This is a genomic window from Bradyrhizobium sp. NAS80.1, assembly GCF_001908205.1.
GTDB lineage: Bacteria > Pseudomonadota > Alphaproteobacteria > Rhizobiales > Xanthobacteraceae > Bradyrhizobium.
This window is the reverse complement of sequence record NZ_LGHL01000071.1, coordinates 1-16416: the sequence shown is the minus strand read 5'-3', so window position 1 is coordinate 16416 and position 16416 is coordinate 1. Positions and strand designations below refer to the sequence as shown.

At 63.2% G+C, this 16416-nt stretch carries 18 protein-coding genes, 1 tRNA gene and 1 pseudogene; 9 read left to right on the top strand and 11 right to left on the bottom strand.

Translation table 11 applies throughout. The features are described from left to right. Nucleotides 1-28: 28 nt before the first annotated feature. The gene (locus tag AC629_RS17650; protein ID WP_084806349.1) at nt 29-691 is read right to left on the bottom strand and encodes a response regulator transcription factor; all 663 of its coding nucleotides are present in this window, start codon (nt 689-691) and stop codon (nt 29-31) included. Here AC629_RS17650 and AC629_RS45380 point away from each other — a divergent pair. Then, the gene (locus tag AC629_RS45380; protein ID WP_143199209.1) at nt 681-1109 is read left to right on the top strand and encodes a hypothetical protein; all 429 of its coding nucleotides are present in this window, start codon (nt 681-683) and stop codon (nt 1107-1109) included. The genes AC629_RS17650 and AC629_RS45380 overlap by 11 nt on opposite strands. Nucleotides 1110-1172: 63 nt before the next feature. Next, nucleotides 1173-2093: an AraC family transcriptional regulator gene (locus AC629_RS17640; RefSeq protein WP_084806308.1), complete on the top strand. Its 921-nt coding sequence runs from the start codon at nt 1173-1175 to the stop codon at nt 2091-2093. A gap of 93 nt (nt 2094-2186) precedes the next feature. Here AC629_RS17640 and AC629_RS17635 read toward each other — a convergent pair whose 3' ends face one another. The 3 genes from AC629_RS17635 to rplU form a co-directional block, all read right to left on the bottom strand. Then, on the bottom strand, nt 2187-2780 hold the full coding sequence (locus AC629_RS17635; protein ID WP_084806306.1) for a GNAT family N-acetyltransferase: 594 nt from the start codon (nt 2778-2780) through the stop codon (nt 2187-2189). 134 nt (nt 2781-2914) lie between these two features. Next, the gene (gene rpmA / locus AC629_RS17630) at nt 2915-3184 is read right to left on the bottom strand and encodes a 50S ribosomal protein L27 (protein ID WP_018643862.1); all 270 of its coding nucleotides are present in this window, start codon (nt 3182-3184) and stop codon (nt 2915-2917) included. A 102-nt stretch (nt 3185-3286) separates the two neighbouring features. Continuing rightward, entirely contained in the window at nt 3287-3673 is a 387-nt protein-coding gene (rplU, locus tag AC629_RS17625) for a 50S ribosomal protein L21 (protein WP_084806305.1), read from the bottom strand. A 325-nt stretch (nt 3674-3998) separates the two neighbouring features. Between rplU and AC629_RS17620 the strand changes: the two genes are divergently transcribed. Next, the gene (locus AC629_RS17620) at nt 3999-5123 is read left to right on the top strand and encodes an ROK family protein (RefSeq protein WP_084806303.1); all 1125 of its coding nucleotides are present in this window, start codon (nt 3999-4001) and stop codon (nt 5121-5123) included. Nucleotides 5124-5416: 293 nt separating this feature from the next. Here AC629_RS17620 and AC629_RS17615 read toward each other — a convergent pair whose 3' ends face one another. Next, complete coding sequence (locus tag AC629_RS17615) at nt 5417-6280, bottom strand: alpha/beta fold hydrolase (RefSeq protein WP_084806301.1); 864 nt, start codon at nt 6278-6280, stop codon at nt 5417-5419. A gap of 134 nt (nt 6281-6414) precedes the next feature. Between AC629_RS17615 and AC629_RS17610 the strand changes: the two genes are divergently transcribed. Then, a tRNA-Ser gene (locus AC629_RS17610) sits at nt 6415-6504 on the top strand. A 141-nt stretch (nt 6505-6645) separates the two neighbouring features. Continuing rightward, nucleotides 6646-7284, top strand: coding sequence for a class I SAM-dependent methyltransferase (locus AC629_RS17605; protein WP_084806299.1), 639 nt, complete (start codon nt 6646-6648; stop codon nt 7282-7284). Between the two features lie 118 nt (nt 7285-7402). On the opposite strand, the gene AC629_RS17600 is transcribed toward AC629_RS17605, so the two are convergent. Continuing rightward, nucleotides 7403-8776 (bottom strand): aminotransferase-like domain-containing protein, encoded by a 1374-nt coding sequence (locus AC629_RS17600; RefSeq protein ID WP_084806348.1) that lies wholly within the window; start codon nt 8774-8776, stop codon nt 7403-7405. Between the two features lie 161 nt (nt 8777-8937). On the opposite strand from AC629_RS17600, the gene AC629_RS17595 reads away from it, so the two are divergent. Next, nucleotides 8938-9798, top strand: a complete 861-nt coding sequence (locus tag AC629_RS17595) for a DMT family transporter (protein WP_084806297.1) — start codon at nt 8938-8940, stop codon at nt 9796-9798. Between the two features lie 10 nt (nt 9799-9808). Here the strand turns inward: AC629_RS17595 and AC629_RS17590 are convergent, their stop codons facing one another. Beyond that, the gene (locus AC629_RS17590; protein WP_084806295.1) at nt 9809-11023 is read right to left on the bottom strand and encodes an EAL domain-containing response regulator; all 1215 of its coding nucleotides are present in this window, start codon (nt 11021-11023) and stop codon (nt 9809-9811) included. 591 nt (nt 11024-11614) lie between these two features. Then, nucleotides 11615-12778, bottom strand: a complete 1164-nt coding sequence (locus AC629_RS17585; protein WP_084806293.1) for a hypothetical protein — start codon at nt 12776-12778, stop codon at nt 11615-11617. A gap of 332 nt (nt 12779-13110) precedes the next feature. Here AC629_RS17585 and AC629_RS17580 point away from each other — a divergent pair, with 332 nt between their 5' ends. Beyond that, nucleotides 13111-13734: a helix-turn-helix domain-containing protein gene (locus tag AC629_RS17580; RefSeq protein ID WP_084806291.1), complete on the top strand. Its 624-nt coding sequence runs from the start codon at nt 13111-13113 to the stop codon at nt 13732-13734. Between the two features lie 69 nt (nt 13735-13803). Here the strand turns inward: AC629_RS17580 and AC629_RS17575 are convergent, their stop codons facing one another. The 3 genes and pseudogenes from AC629_RS17575 to AC629_RS17565 form a co-directional block, all read right to left on the bottom strand. Continuing rightward, nucleotides 13804-14052: a hypothetical protein gene (locus AC629_RS17575; RefSeq protein WP_084806289.1), complete on the bottom strand. Its 249-nt coding sequence runs from the start codon at nt 14050-14052 to the stop codon at nt 13804-13806. 97 nt (nt 14053-14149) lie between these two features. Further along, nucleotides 14150-14528 (bottom strand): annotated as a pseudogene (locus AC629_RS17570) (Hpt domain-containing protein). 156 nt (nt 14529-14684) lie between these two features. Further along, nucleotides 14685-15386 (bottom strand): Crp/Fnr family transcriptional regulator, encoded by a 702-nt coding sequence (locus AC629_RS17565; protein WP_084806285.1) that lies wholly within the window; start codon nt 15384-15386, stop codon nt 14685-14687. On the opposite strand from AC629_RS17565, the gene AC629_RS45370 reads away from it, so the two are divergent. Continuing rightward, entirely contained in the window at nt 15371-15574 is a 204-nt protein-coding gene (locus AC629_RS45370; protein WP_143199207.1) for a hypothetical protein, read from the top strand. The two genes, AC629_RS17565 and AC629_RS45370, sit on opposite strands and share 16 nt — an antisense overlap. 245 nt (nt 15575-15819) lie before the next feature. Next, entirely contained in the window at nt 15820-16230 is a 411-nt protein-coding gene (locus AC629_RS45365) for a hypothetical protein (protein ID WP_143199206.1), read from the top strand. Nucleotides 16231-16416 lie beyond the last annotated feature (186 nt).

The window sequence follows — 16416 nt, the reverse complement described above, 5'->3', positions numbered from 1 at the left end:
CATCTGCCCATTGCTGGCAGGGATGTACCTATTCTTTGGTGTAGGATGGATGCTCCCCTCGAAGTTCCTGCGGCAGTGCGTCCCAGATACGGATGAGGTCTCCGACCGAGGTTGCCTCCAGCTTTCTCGTCACGTTGCCGCGGTGCAGCTTGACGGTGACCTCGCTGATGTCGAGGTCGAAGGCGATCTGCTTGTTGAGCCGGCCTCTCGCCACCTCGCGCAGGACCTCGCGCTCGCGCGGTGTCAGCCTTTCGTAGCGATCGGCATATTGTTTGACGAGGCGGGTTGCGGCGCGCTGCGAGATGTCCTTCTCGATCCCGGCCGCGACCGCGTCGAGCAACGTCTGATCGCGCACGGGTTTCGTAAGAAAGTCGATGGCGCCGGCCTTCATCGCCTGGACGGTCATCGCGATGTCGCCGTGACCGGTCAGGAAGATGATCGGCCGCATATTGTTACGGGAGACGAGATGCTGCTGGAGATCCAGCCCGCTTGCGCCGGGCAGGCGAACGTCGAGGATCAGGCACCCGGGTCGATCCGGAAGTTCGGCTCTGAGCAGTTCCTGGGTTGATCCAAAGCAGCATGCGTCGATGCCGACCGACAACAAAAGCTCATAGATCGCCGAGCGGATCTCCTCGTCGTCGTCCACGACCAGGACGAGCGGGCGGTTGGGATCCTCGGCAATGGTGTTCATGATCAGGCGGGATACCTGGCTTGAAGCAAACGAGCCGCTCGATGCGCTTGTCGCAATCATCGTGACCTCTTGTCGATCGCTTCGCCGTCGTGACTTGCTGATCTCGATCCAGGCCCGTTCGGACTTTGAGATCGGTCATTTACGGGTTCTAGGCGGTATGAAGGTCCTCGTCTTTCCCGATGCTGCCGTGTGTTGCCTGATCCTGCTCCATGGGCTCCTTTGCGCGACGTCGGGCCGCACTTTGCGTGCGTTTGTGAAAACTCGTGATGTCCTCGTCTCGGTTCGGCAACGGTTCCCCCGGGCAGGAGCGAATGAAATCATACCGAAATTGCTCGAAAATGATCGGGCCCATCGCCCGGAGCAAGCGGATGAGCCCTGCGTCGGCGGCCGTGGACAGCTATCGGCGAATATCCGATAAGCGGTTCTGCAAATTGCAGGGCGCTGTGGCCTGCTCTTGGACGTTCACAGAAGAGACAACCCTATGACGCGGACTGGCGCTTACGGAGAACGGTTAGGCGAATTCCTGCGCCTCGAGGATACGCCGCCTTCATTGGTGACCCATTCGCTGCGCGGCACCGAGATCGCGGTGACCGAAACGCGCAGCGACAATCCCGTGCCGGGTCTTTCCGGCTCCTTCGCTGCGGAAGATGCCTATCTCGTCAGCTTGAAGCTTCTTGACTATCCGGATTGCGAGATATGGGAACATGGGCGCCATATCAAGAAGGCGGACGTCCACGCCGGCACGACCTATCTCTACGATCTCAAACGTGACCCGCGTTACGTAATCGACAAGCCGCTTCATTCCCTTCACTTCTACGTGCCGCATTCGGCGCTCAACAGTCTCGCCGATCAATCCGGTACGCAGCGTGTCGACGCGCTCGATTGCAAGCCTGTCGGGCACGATGATGCCATCGTCCGCCATATCGGGGCTTCATTGCGCGAGGGCCTGCGACGGCCGGACGAAGCCAATCAGATTTTCGTCGATCATATGATGCTCGCGCTCACCGCCCATGTCGCGCAGGCCTATGGCGGATTCCGGCACAAGACCGAGCCAAGCCGCGGTGCCCTTGCACCCTGGCAGGTGACGCGCGCCTGCGAAAAACTTGAAGCAAACATCGGCGGCAAGCTGCCGTTGCAGTCGATCGCAGCCGAACTCGGCCTCTCGGTCAGCCATTTCTCGCGTGCGTTTCGAGCCTCGACCGGCCTGCCGCCGCATCGTTGGCTGCTGCATCATCGCGTGAGGACCGCCAAGCAGCTGATGAGCGTACACGGTTTGTCGCTCTCGGAAATTGCAATCTCGGCCGGCTTTGCCAACCAGAGCCATTTCACAAGGGTTTTCTCCGCGACGGTCGGCGTCAGCCCCGGCGCGTGGCGGCGAGATGCGCTGGGAGCGCAGAGGTGAATCCGCCGGCGTAGTGCGGCCACACTGTCGTCCCGGGCTCGCGACTTCGTCGCGCCCCGGGACTACAGTGGCGATTGAGGATGGGCCTACGCCCTATCTCACTCGTCTCGCGCTGCTCCAGCTTTTCAGCGACGCCCACACCCCGCGCGAGAGGCGGAAGCAGTCGACGGGTGTGGAGGATCCCAGCGCCAGGAATCGGTGCAGCTGGACGCCGCTCCACTGGAAGCCGCACTTTTCCAGCACGCTGCGCGAAGCCGGATTGGTGACGCGCGCGCCGGCATAGAGATGGTCGTCCTCGAACTCCTCGAAGAAGAAGTCGATCGCGCCGCGCGCAGCCTCAGTGGCGAAGCCCTGGCCCCAGTGCTCGACGCCGAGCCAGTAGCCGAGCTCGGCATTGTCAGGCGTGGAGCAGTCGATGCCGACCATGCCGATCGGCGTGGTGTCATACTCGATCAGGAACGCGGTCTCGCTGCCGAGCTCGGCCGTGGCGCGGACGAATTCGACGGCGTCGTCGTGCGAATAGGGATGGGGAAGGCGGCGGGTGTTCTCCGCGACGCGGCGGTCGTTGGCGAGCCGGGCAATGGTCCTGACATCGGCGAGTGTCGGCCGCCGCAAGGTCAGCCGCTCGGTGGCGACGACGCTCGGTCTCGCCTCCCGCAAGGTCACGCTCGAGAAATCCTGCAACATGTCCGGCTCCGTCAAAGTCACTAAGTCAAAGTGAAAAACGAAAGGGGAGGCCGGTTTCCCGCCTCCCCTGGAGCCTACTTGTGGACTCCGCCGGTTTGGTCAGGACCCGGCGGACTCCAAATTTGATCCACCGTCTATTCAGCCGCCTCTGCAATCGGGAGTACCGATACGAAGGTGCGGCCGTTGGCTTTGGCCTGGAACGCAACGCGACCTTCAACCTTGGCGAACAAAGTGTGGTCCGTGCCCATGCCGACATTGAGGCCGGGGTGCCAGGTGGTGCCGCGCTGACGCGCAATGATGTTGCCGGGAGTGACGATCTCCCCGCCGAACGCCTTGATGCCGAGGCGCTTACCCTTGGAATCGCGTCCGTTGCGCGATGAACCGCCTGCTTTTTTGTGAGCCATGGCTCGTCTCCGAAATCCTACGTAGTTCTAGGTCAATTCCTTGACGGAATCATTTCAAATTTTCTCACGCATCAATTCGTGAATTGGCGTGATCGATTTTCGTTATTCGGCGGCTTCCTTTGCCGACTCCTTGGCCACCTTCTCCTTCTTCGGACGCGGGCCCTTGGTGGGCTTGGCGTTGTCCGTCAGGATCTCGGTGACGCGCAGAACCGTGATCTCGTCGCGATAGCCGCGCTTCCGGCGCGAGTTCTTGCGGCGGCGCTTCTTGAACGCGATGACCTTCGGTCCGCGCTTGTGGTCGAGCACCTCGACCGCAACGGACGCGCCTGCGACCGTCGGAACGCCCAGGACCGGCGTGTCGCCGCCGACCACCAGGACTTCATTCAACTGCACGATCGTGCCGACTTCGCCGGCGATCTTGCCTACTTCGAGAACATCATCCGGAGCGACGCGGTATTGCTTGCCGCCGGTTTTGATGACTGCGAACATCGTTTTCTTCCTTCGTGTTCAATCCCGGCCTCGTGACGGATTGTCCGGGCCGGCTTTTTGTCAGTCGCTATGGGTTTATGCGAGTTTCGCGTGGGCGGGAGTTATCCCTTTGAAAAACCACGCAAAAGCAAGCGGCGCGAGAAACGCCCCGCGCCGGTGGTGGGACTTATAGCCTCAAGACGCCCAGAGTCAAGGAAAACCGCCGAAAAGGCCCGGATTTGAAGGATTTGGACCGCTTCCACGGCTCGAATCTCGGCCCGCGCTGCAACCAACCGGTTCCCGCGCCGTTGTCCCGACCGGAACAGGTAAGCGGGCAAGGGCTCCCATGGCAACAGACGAGCTGGTCAAGACGACGGGCATCGCCCGTCACGGCGCCGAGCGGCTGCCTTCGGTCGAGGTCGACAGCTTCAACGTCGAGATGAAGGACGAGGACGGTTTCCTTGGCGACCGCGCCAGCAAGGGCGCGTTCCGCAAGATCCTCGACCGCTGGCGTAAGCCGCTGCGCAAGACCGGCGAGGACCCGTTTGGCAAGGAGCCGTCCGAGAACATCAGCAAGAAGACATTGGACGCCATGCTGGTCGGTGACGACACCGAGGCCTCGGCGGTCGTGCATAGCGCGATCGAGGATTTTGCCCAGGAACTCGCTCACGTCACGCGCCGGTTCCTCAAGACCAAGGCCTGGGCCAAGACCGAGCGCATCGTGGTTGGCGGCGGATTTCGCGATTCGAGGCTCGGTGAGCTGGCGATCGCGCGCACCGAGATCATCCTCAAGGCCGAGGACTTCAAGATCGACCTGCAGCCGATCCGCCATCACCCGGACGAGGCCGGCCTGATCGGCGCGCTGCATCTGGCGCCATCCTGGATCTTCGAGGCCTACGACAGCATTCTCGCCGTCGATATCGGCGGCACCAACATCCGCTGCGGCCTCGTGGGGACGAACTGGAAGAAGGCCAAGGATCTCTCGAAGGCGCGGGTCGTGAAATCCGAGCTCTGGCGTCATGCCGACGACGAGCCGACCCGCGAAGGTGCGGTGAAGCGGCTCACGAAAATGCTGAAGGAGCTGATCACGGCGGCCGAGAATGAAGGCTTCAAGCTCGCGCCCTTCATCGGCATTGCCTGTCCCGGCGTGATCAACGAGGACGGTTCGATCGAGAAGGGCGCGCAGAACCTGCCGGGCAATTGGGAGAGCAGCAAGTTCAACCTGCCGGCGAGCCTGATCGAGGGCATCCCTGAGATCGGCGAGCACGACACCGCGATCGTGATGCACAATGACGGCGTGGTTCAGGGCCTCTCCGAAGTGCCGTTCATGCAGGATGTCGATCGCTGGGGCGTGCTGACCATCGGCACGGGCCTTGGCAATGCCCGCTTCACCAATCGCCGCAAGGACACCGATAACGGAAAAGACCGTGATTCTACTGAGAACGGCAAGAAAAAGGGCAAGAACGACTAGCTAGCGTTTTCGAGCGAAGTGGATACCGGTTCGCGTAAAGAAAACGCGCCAAAACAAGAATCTGGAGCCCCGTTCCGGTTTTACCGGAACGGAAGCGGCTCCAGAGTAACCTTGACTGGTTAGGTTAAGGAACACTTTGCGTTGCGGCGCGCAGGCCGCGCGCTACGGTCGAATTGTCGCCTCGCCTGGCCGGCGAAGCCGCCCTTCCCGGCCAGAATTTCAATGAGCGGCACGGGACCGCCAGTGTTTACCGCGTCTGGCGGTCCCACCCGCTGTTTGGCTCCTTGCGGGCCTCAACTCCACCCGATGCGCTGAAAGTACGCCGCGATCTCCGTCGCCGCGCGATCCGGATCTTCCCGATGCGGGAAGTGTCCGACGTCCGGAAACATCGCAAGATCGAGTTCGGCGAAAGTCTCTCCCAATCCGTCGGTCCAGGCATACGGAAACAGCGGATCGTGCTCGGCCCAGCGCACGCAGGTCGGCACATGGATCGGCGGCAGTTGCGGCGTCTCACCCTTCATCATCGCGACACGCCCGGCATGCGAGGCGCGATAATGCGCAAAACCGCCGGCTAGATTGCCATCCCTAAAGAAGTTGTCGGCGAAGTCATCGAGGACGTCGTTGAAGGCGGACTTGCGGTGCGACCAGCCCTTCAGGAAGTGGGCGATGTAGAGGCGGCAGCTTTCGCGACTCGCGCCGACGAGCCCGGGTGCCATCTCCATCTGGTGGAAGGATTGATACCAGATGTGGTTGAGCCGATCGGGCGCTGCCATGCGCGGTCCGATGCCGGGATAGACGAAATCAAAGAAAAAGAGTCCGGCGAGCCGGTCCGGTGCCTGCCGCGCGAGGGGCTGCATGACGGCGCCGCCCACATCATGGCCGACCGCCCCGAATCGCGCGATGCCGAGTCGGTCCATCAGCGCCAGCATGTCCGCCGCATGGCCCTCCGGCCCGTAGGGCCCGTCCGGCTTGTCGCTGTCGCCAAAGCCGCGCAGATCGGGCGCGATCAGCATGAAACAGTCCGCCAGTCGCGCCATCACCGGCTCCCAGGTCAGCCAAAATTCCGGCCAACCATGCAGCAAAAGCAGCGGTTTTCCCCGCCCGGCGCGAACCAGGTGGAAATTGGCACCATTCGCCTCAATCGTCAGATGCTCCAAGGCGATTCCTTCGGGAATGAGACCGGGGACGAAAGAGGCTGCGGATTTTCCCCTTTCGCGCCTTGTCTGGCCCGCCATCCTCGCCTATTACACGCCCCGACCACAGGGGTTCCTGCCCCGATTTGGCGCACCAAGGAGAGGTGGCAGAGTGGTTGAATGCACCGCACTCGAAATGCGGCATAGGTGCAAGCCTATCGGGGGTTCGAATCCCTCCCTCTCCGCCATTTGCCGCCGTTTACGCTGTAATCAGCGAGATAATTCCCCAATCACCGCCGCTAGCCGCACGAGCTTCTACAGGACTTGCCTTGAGCTCCGACTTTCTTAATGCCGGATAGAACAAGGTCGCGATCTGAGGGGGAATCACGATGAACATAGCGAGCGACGCCCGTTTCTGGGACCGGAGTTCACGGAAGTACGCCAAGGGTGCGATTGCGGACCAGGCCGGATTTGAGCGCACGCTGGACCGGACACGCGCCCTGTTGGGACCAAGCGATAAGGTGTTGGAGCTGGGCTGCGGAACAGGAACAACTGCGCTCCGGCTCGCGGGCGAAGTGGAAGACTATCTTGCGACGGATATTTCCGCTGGAATGATCGCGATTGCTAATGAGAAACACGCCGCTGGCCCCATCCGGGGCCTTGTCTTCCGCACCGCGACCGCAGAAGCGCTTACACCTGACGCCGCGCAGTTTAATGCGGTTCTGGGATTCAACTATCTCCATCTGGTCCGCGACCTGCCTGGCACGCTGCGCCGCATCCATACCTTACTTGCAGCGGAAGGCTCGTTCATCTCCAAGACACCCTGCGTCGGGGATATGAACCCACTCATCCGGTTTGCTTTGTTGCCTGCGATGCGCACGATCGGCAAAGCACCCTACGCAGGCGTCTTTCGGGAGGCGGACCTAAGTCGGCATATAAGTGCCGCGGGCTTCGACCTTCTTGCCACCGAAATCCACGCAACGAAGGGCAACGACAACCGTCCTTACATTGTGGCTCGCAAGAGGTGACGTGAACGGCCGAGGCTGCGTCGATACCCTTGTTCGCATCCGCAGAAGGTTACCCCTCGCTCGGCGAGCGCAGAGGGTCTCAAGCCAAAAGCGCACAAATGCCGAGCTGCCGCTGACGCTAACAGCGCCGCCTGGAGGTCGCCTTCAGCACCCGCCGCATCGCATCCCACATCCGCGGATCGTCCATTTGCGCGACGTTGAACCGCATGAAATTCGACGCCGTCTGCGACACGCTGAACACGTTACCCGGCGCGAGCACCACATTTTCTTCGAGCGCTGCGCGCGCAACCGCGGTGGCATCCTGCGCGCCCGCGAGGCGGCACCAGAGGAAGAAGCCGCCGCGCGGCATCAGCCAGGGCTCGATGCCCAGGGCCTGAAGCTTGCGCGCGACCTCGCGACGCATGCGCGTGAGCTTTTGCCTGAGCTCGTCCATGTGCTTGCGATAGCTTCCGCCGGCGAGGACTTTTGCGATGATCTCGGTCGCGACCGGGCCCGGGCCGCCGAAGCTTGTTGCGACCTGGAGATCGACGAGATGCTCGACCCAGTCGGCGCGCGCGGCGATATAGCCGCAGCGCACCGACGCCGACAGCGTCTTGGAGAAGCTGCCGATACGGATCACGCGGGTGAGCCCGTCGAGCGCGGCAAGGCGCGGCGAACGCTCCGGTTCGAAGTCGCCAAAGATGTCGTCCTCGATGATGGTGAGATCGTGCGCGCCTGCCGCGGTCAGGAGCCGGTGCGCGGTCTGCAGCGACAGCGTCGCACCGGTCGGATTGTGCAGCGCTGAATTGGTGATGTAGAGCCGCGGCCGTTCGCTCGCGAGGATCTGCTCGAAGCGTGCGACGTCCGGGCCCGACGGCGTGTAGGGCACGCCGACGATCCTGGCCTGATGCGCCCGGAGCAGCGCGCGAAAGTTGAAGTAGCAGGGATCGTCGACCAGCACGGTGTCGCCGGGACGGAGCAGGAAGCGGCAGACGAGATCGGTCGCCTGCGTGCCCGAGCCCGTCAGCATGAGCTGGTCGACCGACGCCTCGATCGCGTCTTCGGCAAGGCGTGCGAGCAACAGCCGCCGCAGCACCGAAGCGCCGCGCGTGCTGCCGTAGTTGGTCAGCAGGCTGTCATCGGCGCGGGCGAGTGCGCGGGCGGCGCGGCGCAAGCCCGCCTCCGGCATCCACTCCGGCGGCAACCAGCCGCAGCCGGGCTTCGGCACGGCGGCGTCGGCATCGAGCGATTGCCTGGAAACCCAGAACGGGTCGACTTCCCGGTCGCGACGCGGTTCGGCCTCGGCAAGCGCCAGCGGCGGCATGGACGTTGGCGAAACATAAAAGCCCGAGCCGCGGCGGGCACGGATCAGGCCCTCGGCGGCGAGGCGGTCATAGGCTTCGACGATCGTGGAGGGCGAAACGCCCATCGTCGTAGCAAGGCTGCGGATCGAAGGCAGGCGGTCGCCGGCACCGAGCGCGCGACCCGCGACCTTGGCGCGGATCACGCTCATCACATCGGTGGTTCGCGTTCCGCCGCGGCCCTTCGCGCGTTGTTCGCCGCCCAAGTGTATCGCCTTCCATATCCATACAGTTCAGCCGGATTGTACTGGATTGTCGCTGGTTTCGCTATCGGCCACGACAGAGTATCGCCGTCCAAAAAGGGTAAGGCTACATGCAATCTGCGGGCAGCGGCTGGGGCAACGGGCTTCTCGGCGTCATCATCTTCAGCGGTTCGTTGCCGGCGACGCGTGTCGCGGTTGGCGGTTTCTCCGCGCTCTTCCTGACCTCCGCCCGCGCCGTGATCGCTGCGCTGCTGGGGGCGGCGCTGCTCGGTCTGCTCCGTCAGGCATGGCCGGCGCGCAAGGACCTCGCCTCGCTCACCATCGTCGCCGTCGGTGTCGTGGTCGGCTTTCCCTTGCTGACGGCTCTCGCGCTCCAGCACATCACCTCGGCGCATTCGATCGTCTTCATCGGGCTCTTGCCGCTATCGACCGCGATCTTCGGCGTGCTGCGCGGCGGCGAGCGGCCGCAGCCGCTGTTCTGGCTGTTCGCTGTAATCGGCAGCGCCACGGTGGTCGGCTTTGCTCTCTCAAACGGCGGCGCGGCATCACTTACGGGCGATCTCCTGATGGTCGCCGCGATCGTCTTGTGCGGGCTCGGCTATGCCGAAGGCGCCGCGCTGTCGCGCCGCCTCGGCGGCTGGCAGGTGATTTCCTGGGCGCTGTTGCTCGCGCTCCCGCTGATGGTGCCGCTCGCGGTCTGGACCTGGCCGTCGACATGGAGCGGCGTCGGTGCGCCCGCCTGGATAGGGCTCGCCTACGTCTCGGTCTTCAGCATGTTCGTCGGCTTCATCTTCTGGTACCGGGGCCTTGCGATCGGCGGCATCGCGCGCGTCGGCCAGCTGCAGCAGCTCCAGCCGTTCTTCGGCCTCGCGCTCGCCGGCTTCCTGCTGCATGAGCCGGTCGCATGGAGCATGATCGCCGCGACCGTGCTCGTGGTCGTCTGCGTTTTCTTTGCGCGGCGATTTGCCTGAGGGCGGTGCTTCACTCCTGCGCCATCACGGTCCGCGTCAGTTCGCTCCGTGCAAATTTCTTCAGCGGCATCGGCTTGCCGAACAGGAAGCCCTGGACGTGATCGAAGCCGAGCTCGTTTGCGGCCACGAGGTCGGCGCGGCTTTCGACGCCTTCGGCCACGGTGTGCACGCCATAGCCCTGCGCGAGCTCGACGATGTGGCGGCACACGGTGCGCTTCAGGCGGTCATTGCCGCTGCCGGTGACGAAGTGCCGGTCGGCCTTCAGCTTGATGAAGGGAATTTTGCCCATATCCATCAGCGACGGCCAGTTGGCGCCGAGATTGTCGATCGACAGGCCGATATTGTGCAGGCGCATCTCGCGCGCGATCTCGGTGAGGAGATCGAGGTCGCGGATCGCTTCCTCGCTGTCGATCTCGATGGTCAGCCCGCCGAAGGCCGGATGCGTCGGCATGCGGCGGCAGAGATCGCGCACAGCCTGCGGCTCCTTCAGATACGATGCCGGCAGGTTGACCGAGAGATCGACCGGGCTCTGCCGCTCCAGGAGGTAATGCCAGTCCTGCACGGCGCGCTCGATCACGAATTCCGAGAGGTCGCGCAGATGCGGGTCGCGCTCTTCGGGAATGAAATAGGCGGGCGGCACCACGCCCCAGGTCGGATGCCGCATCCGCACCAATGCCTCGGCGCCGCAGCGGATCAGTGTGCGCGCGTCAATCTTGGGCTGGTACCAGAGTTCGAGCCAGCCGGCGTGAAGGGCTTCGCCGACATGCACGGCCGGGCTCGGGGCCGGCTCGTCCGGCAGCAGCATCGCGACGCGCTCGCGCAGCGTCTCCGCGGCAAACGGCGTCGTCAGCGGCGGCAGCATCGCAAGGCCATATTCCTCGCCGACCTGCTGCACGGCCCTGACGATGATCGACTCGCGGGCGCCGACAGTCAGAACCTTGCCGTCGAATGCCTCGCGAACCAGCGTCTGAAGGAATGTCCCGGGCTCGATGCCGTCGGCAGCGATGCCGAGCAGGATCAGGTCGGGCAATTCGCTCGTCAGCACGATTTGCAGCTCGTCGGCGCTGGCGCATTCGCTGGTGACGAAGCCGAGATCCTCCAGCACCTCTGCGAGAAAAGCGCGCAAATGGCGCTTGCCATCGACGACGCATGCGCGCGGCATCATCTTTCGCCGTCCGAAGGTCTTCGGCCTTCGTTCGGCGAGTTCAATAATCTGATCATTCATCGCAAACCACTCCCGTTCCGCGACGGTGTTTAGCGATGTGGAAGGCTTCAAATATGGAGAGCTTCAGCGCTATCCCGGAATTGTCCGGGTAACGTTAAAGCCTGCACCATATCTAAAATTGTAGGGATATCCTTGGAGAAGTTTTTACATCTGCCGCCGCCTTGCGCGCGGCGCCGCAGTAATCGCACGAGACTTCGGCAACGCGCGGTTTGACAGCGAGCGCGCGCGGTGTCCTGCAATTGGACGAAGCCGCGCACGCTTCGCCAATTGAATAATCCCGGTCTCACTTGCCCGCAGCTTTGCGTGCTGGTCCGGGCCGACCGCCCTGGAGTCGTGACGGCCCTGCGACAATGCGTTCCGGTCGCGGCGGCGTGAGTGTGAAGCACATCACAAGTGGATTGCTGCACCTGCGCTAATGCTTCGCGCAGCCGGTGGTGGGCTGTCGAGGATTGCAGCGATGACGACGCGGCGGCTGATCTATTGGTGGTTCAGACTTGTGCTGTCGGGGCGATTCCTCGATCGCTTCCTGAGCCTGCCGCGCCCGCACTAAAACATGATCCGGACCCGAAGGGCCGCGTTAGCTGCGCGATATCAGGTTTGCCCGATCAATTTGCGAAACGCCGCCGCTCCATCGTGCACGGCGTCTCGTCCCTTCCAGGCCAGATAGGACAGCTTGCCGCCGAGCGTATCGTGGCTGCGCAGCCGGCGCGATCCCAGGATGTGACCGACATTGGTGGGGAAGCGGCTCACCTCGGCGGACACCAGCGCCGCGATCGCGTTCATCAAGTGCTGGAGGCGGATGCCCCATTCGCAATGTTCGATGCCGTCGATGCGGACCTTGAGCGCGTATTCTGTGTCGTAGATTTCGGCGAGCAGATCGCGGGCGACCAGCACCCGGTTATGCCGGAGCGCGATCCGCAAGGCGAGGCGCTTGTCGTCGAGCCGGTCGAGCACCATGGGCACGACGCAGGCATAGGGCGTGGCGGCGACGTCGGCGGCGCTCTTGCTCGCGGCGGCCTTGGTGGCAAGGCGGACCAGCTCCCAGGACGTCTTCAGGCGCCGTGCCACCAGCGCCAGCGCAAAGGGCAGCGCCTCCGGATGGGCCTTCTTGAAGGCGTCGAGCTGTGCGGTGATCCGGGCAACCTGACCGTCGTCGAATTTCGCGATCTTCTCGGGCAGCTTTTCGTTGAACTTCGGCAGCGCATCGCCGGCACGCAGCACATGCTGCATCTTCTTCACATCGTCGAAGGCCGTGTGCGATGCCGTGTATTGCGCGAGCTTGCTGCGTGCAAACTCGGTGCTCTCCGCCGAGGCCAAGGTGTTCTCGAGCACCTTGATGACCTTGGTCTGGAAGGTCGATGCGATCTTCAGCACTTCCTTCGGGTTGTTGGCGGTGACCTGGTCGTTGACGGCCTTGATGTAGTCCCGCGCCATGGTCGGCAGCAGGTCGCGGCAGATCCACTCCCAGATCGGGGTCAGCGTGTTGCGCGAAATCCGTCCCGCATTGGCATGCTCAGGCGCGCCGTCGGTCAGGAGCAGCTCGAGCGGGGCGAAGAAATAGCGCGAGGGACTGGTGGCGCGCGCCTGGGTCGATCCGTCCCTGCGAAACTCGGCGCGCAGGCGGGCCTGGATGTCGGCCGAGCCCGGCATGTCGATGCCGCAGAGCTCGAGCCGTTCGAGCTCGCTGAGCAGGCAGCTGCGCGACAGCGGCGTCAGCCTCTGCAAGAACTCCGACAGCCGATCGATCTCGCTCATGCACGCAATCTTTCGCAGCGTTTCCCGCAGGCCTACCGGCCCGATGCGAGGAGGCATTTGCGCGCTCTCAATCGACGCTAAGAGAAGCAAGTCATTGTTAATTTATCCGTAAAATCCGGGGCGGACCGGGCCGGGAAGGAGCACGACTATCAATTGGTCCGGATGCCAGTAGTGCGGGCAGATCCTTCAACCTCCACGCGGTCTTTCCCGACGGGGCGCAAGCATAAATTGTGCCGATGCCGAGATTTCAGCACAGAACTGACAAAATCACCGTAGTCTTACGGTGCAGAAAGTTAACTACAGAACGCTCCGGGTTCCGCTAAACGAGTCACATGGAGTCACAGAACGATACGGCTGCTGATTCGCAGCCGTCGGAATGGTTCGAAAGCGGCGCATCTCCGCCTGAAGATCTCGATTTCGTCCGCCTGAACGCGGCCCGCGCCAAGGCGGCCGACGAAATGGCCTCCGCCATCGCTCGCGAGCTCAACGGCCCCCTGACCGCGCTCCTGCTCTACATGGGCGAGATCAAGCATCACAGCGACCAGCTCGTCCCGGTTTCGGGCGACCGAGCCTATTTGCAGCGCGTGGTGGAGAATGCGCTGGAGCAAACCGAGCGTGTTTGCGGCCTCGTCAAGCAGCTTGCCGGCTCTCACCAGGGCGCTCTGCCGATCCCGACCAGGGCCGAGGATTCCGAGCTGAAGGTCAGCCGCGCGCCGCAAGCACAGCGTGCGCCGGGCGCCGAGCTCGCGGGCCTGTCCGGCCAGAAGCGGTTGACCAAGCGCGAGCGCGAGGTGCTGAGGCTGATCAGCGAGGGCTATTCGAACAAGCAGGGCGCGCTTCGGATGCAAATCAGTCCGCGCACGTTCGAGAGCCATCGCGCCGAGGCGATGCGCAAGCTCGGTGCGCGCAACACCGCCGACCTCGTCCGCGCGGCGCTGCTGCATTCGATCGACTGACGCTGTTGCGTTGCGCCGCTGGCCGGCGGGACGCCCAAAGCTCAGGAAAGCCCGGGAACTCGATCGCGCTCAGAAATAGTCTTCAGCGAAGGGACGTGTGCGTGTGCCGGGCAGTAGCGGCCTGGTCTCTTCCCTCGGCGTGTTCGGGATGATCGTGATGGTCCAGCGGGGAGGGATGCTCGATTCCTGCTCCCGCACCGAGCGCACGAAACCTGTCACCGTCGACTCGCCAGACTTCACCGTCGCCATGCGGCCGTTGAACTGTGCGATGCGGAAGCGACGGACCTCCTTCTGGTCCGCGGTCTCGTAGGTGAACATGGAAACCCTCCTGGTTTCCTGCGACTATCGCCACCTATGATTAGCCATCTGTGAAAATCCCAAGCCGTAGAAGTACGGCGGGGTTGTGCGTGTTTCGCTAGTCCTGCGGTTCCTGTGTGCGTGCGGCGGCGTAGGCGGCATCCATCAGGTCCAGGAGATCGTGGAATTCGCTGCTGCCGAGCTGCTGCGCAGTCTTCTCCAGCCGCAGCGCCAGCGCTGCGAGCCTGACATAGCCGAATGTTCCGGCCGCGCTCTTCAGCGAATGCGCTTCGCGCGAGATCCTGGCGTGGTGCTGCTCAAGCGAGAGTGTGCGGAATAGTTGCAGGCGGGCGCAGGTCTCGCTCCAGAACACGGCGCGCACCTCACTGGCGCAGTCTTCGCCGATCTCGCGCACGAGCGCCGCGTACGCGCCTGGCTCGCGCGCGGGGGCCGGCATCGAGCGCCTTCTGCGCAGGTGCGGCGGTCACTTCAAACATGGCTGTGCCTGTCCTGATCACGGTTCGTTTGTCGCGCGGCTCGCGACGCGCGAGGGCGCGGCCGTGTCTACGGCATTTGGATTTCAGCTCCGGTATCAGGTCTGACGGTGTTTGCAGGCCGGCGTTAGCCGGAGGTTTACCACGTGACGGTGCCGGTCATCGAGGCCTGAGCAGACGGTCGTACTGCGCCTTCACCGTGGCGTAGCATTCGCATGCCGTCTGGCGCAGGCCGTCCAGATTCATGATCTGGATGTGTCCGCGGCTGTAATGGATGAAATTGGCCTGCTGCAGGGTATTGGCGACCAGCGACACGCTGTTGCGCCGCGCCCCGATCATCTGCGCCATGGCTTCCTGCGTCAGCAGCAGGCGGTAATCGCCCGACAGGTCATGGGTATGCAAAAGGCAGCGCGAAAGGCGCGATTCCACCGGATGGGCGGCGTTGCAGCCCGCGGTCTGCTGCACCTGCGCGTAGACCGCCAGCCCGTGGCGCGTGAGCAGGGTTCGCATCGTGCTGCTCTGCTCGGCCGCGCCACGCAGCCGGTCAAGCTCTATCATGGAGGCGACGCCGGGAACCAGCACGACCGCCGTATTCAGCGCGCATGCATCGCCCATGGTCGAGAGCGTCCCGAGCAGGCTGTCGCGGCCGATCATAGCGACCTGCACATGCTCGCCCCTGGCGAGTTTCACTACCAGCGAGATGACGCCGCGGTGCGGGAAGTAGGCGCGCTGGAGCGTCTCGCCGGCCTCAACCAGCACCGCATCATGCGGCAGGTCGATTGGGCGCAGGTGCGGACGGAGCAGTTCATAGTCGTCTGCGGACAGCGCAGACAGGAAACCATTGGATGGACGCGTTTCCAAAGCTGGTCTCTCCCGTCTTCCTCAGCCGGCTGATCTCAATGGCGAATTCATTCCTTGCTTTGGTGCAGTTCCATATTGTTCCCAGAGGGATAAGTTGGCAATCGCGGACATTACGAGGCGCGGTGACCTTTTTCACCGATGCCGCGCTGTGTGGCATCCAGTTCTACGCATTTCCGCAAGGAGACTGACCGACCGGCTTGCCCGCCAGGCAAAACTGCCGGTCTCCATCACAGCGCGAAGTCACTACATCGAAGTATCGCACAGGTTGTGTAAAGGATTGTATGCCCGCTAGAGGGCAGGCATCATGTCGCATTTGCGGCGGAAATAAGAATAGCGCGCCTGAATCGCGCGCGAGGACGCGCCCAATGCGGCTCGGGACAGATCGCCAAGGGCGTCCCGTGTCGGCGAAAGTCGGAATGCGCAGCTCGCCACCATGAGCGAATGCCTGCTGGAACGCGCCGTCTGCCGCACCGGCCTTCTCGCCGCAAGGTTGCGTCAGGCTGCATCGCCGGTGGCGGTCATTGCGCAAGCATTCGTTTACTGCGCAGGCGGATCGCGCGCATGCCGCGCGTCAGACGCGAAGCGTGTCGTAGCTGCGCCGCCGATCGCGCGTGATTTGATTCAAATTTATGCGAGCCGTGCACATGGTCCCGCAGGAGCGGGGCTTTCCCGCACGTGTCATGCCGCCTTTATCGGCGCGTTTACCTGTTGCATCTGCCGCAGGACACACGCTGCGGCGTTTGCCGAAAGACGCTGTCGCATGCAGCCGAATGGCAAACTTGTCTTCAATATCCGTATTAGCACGGAGGCTGAAATTAACGGGACCGTGAAAGGGGATGTCTAACGATCCAAGAGCGGACTTCCGCCGATTCCAAGCGCGGTTCAGGCGACGAAGTCCAGCTCGGTAAGGCGTGGCTCATGGATGATCTGTTGCGGGAGTTTTTGACGGAGACCAGCGAGAGCCTGGACACCGTCGACAATCAGCTGGTGAAGTTCGAGCAGGAGCCGAACAACGCCAAGATTCTGGATA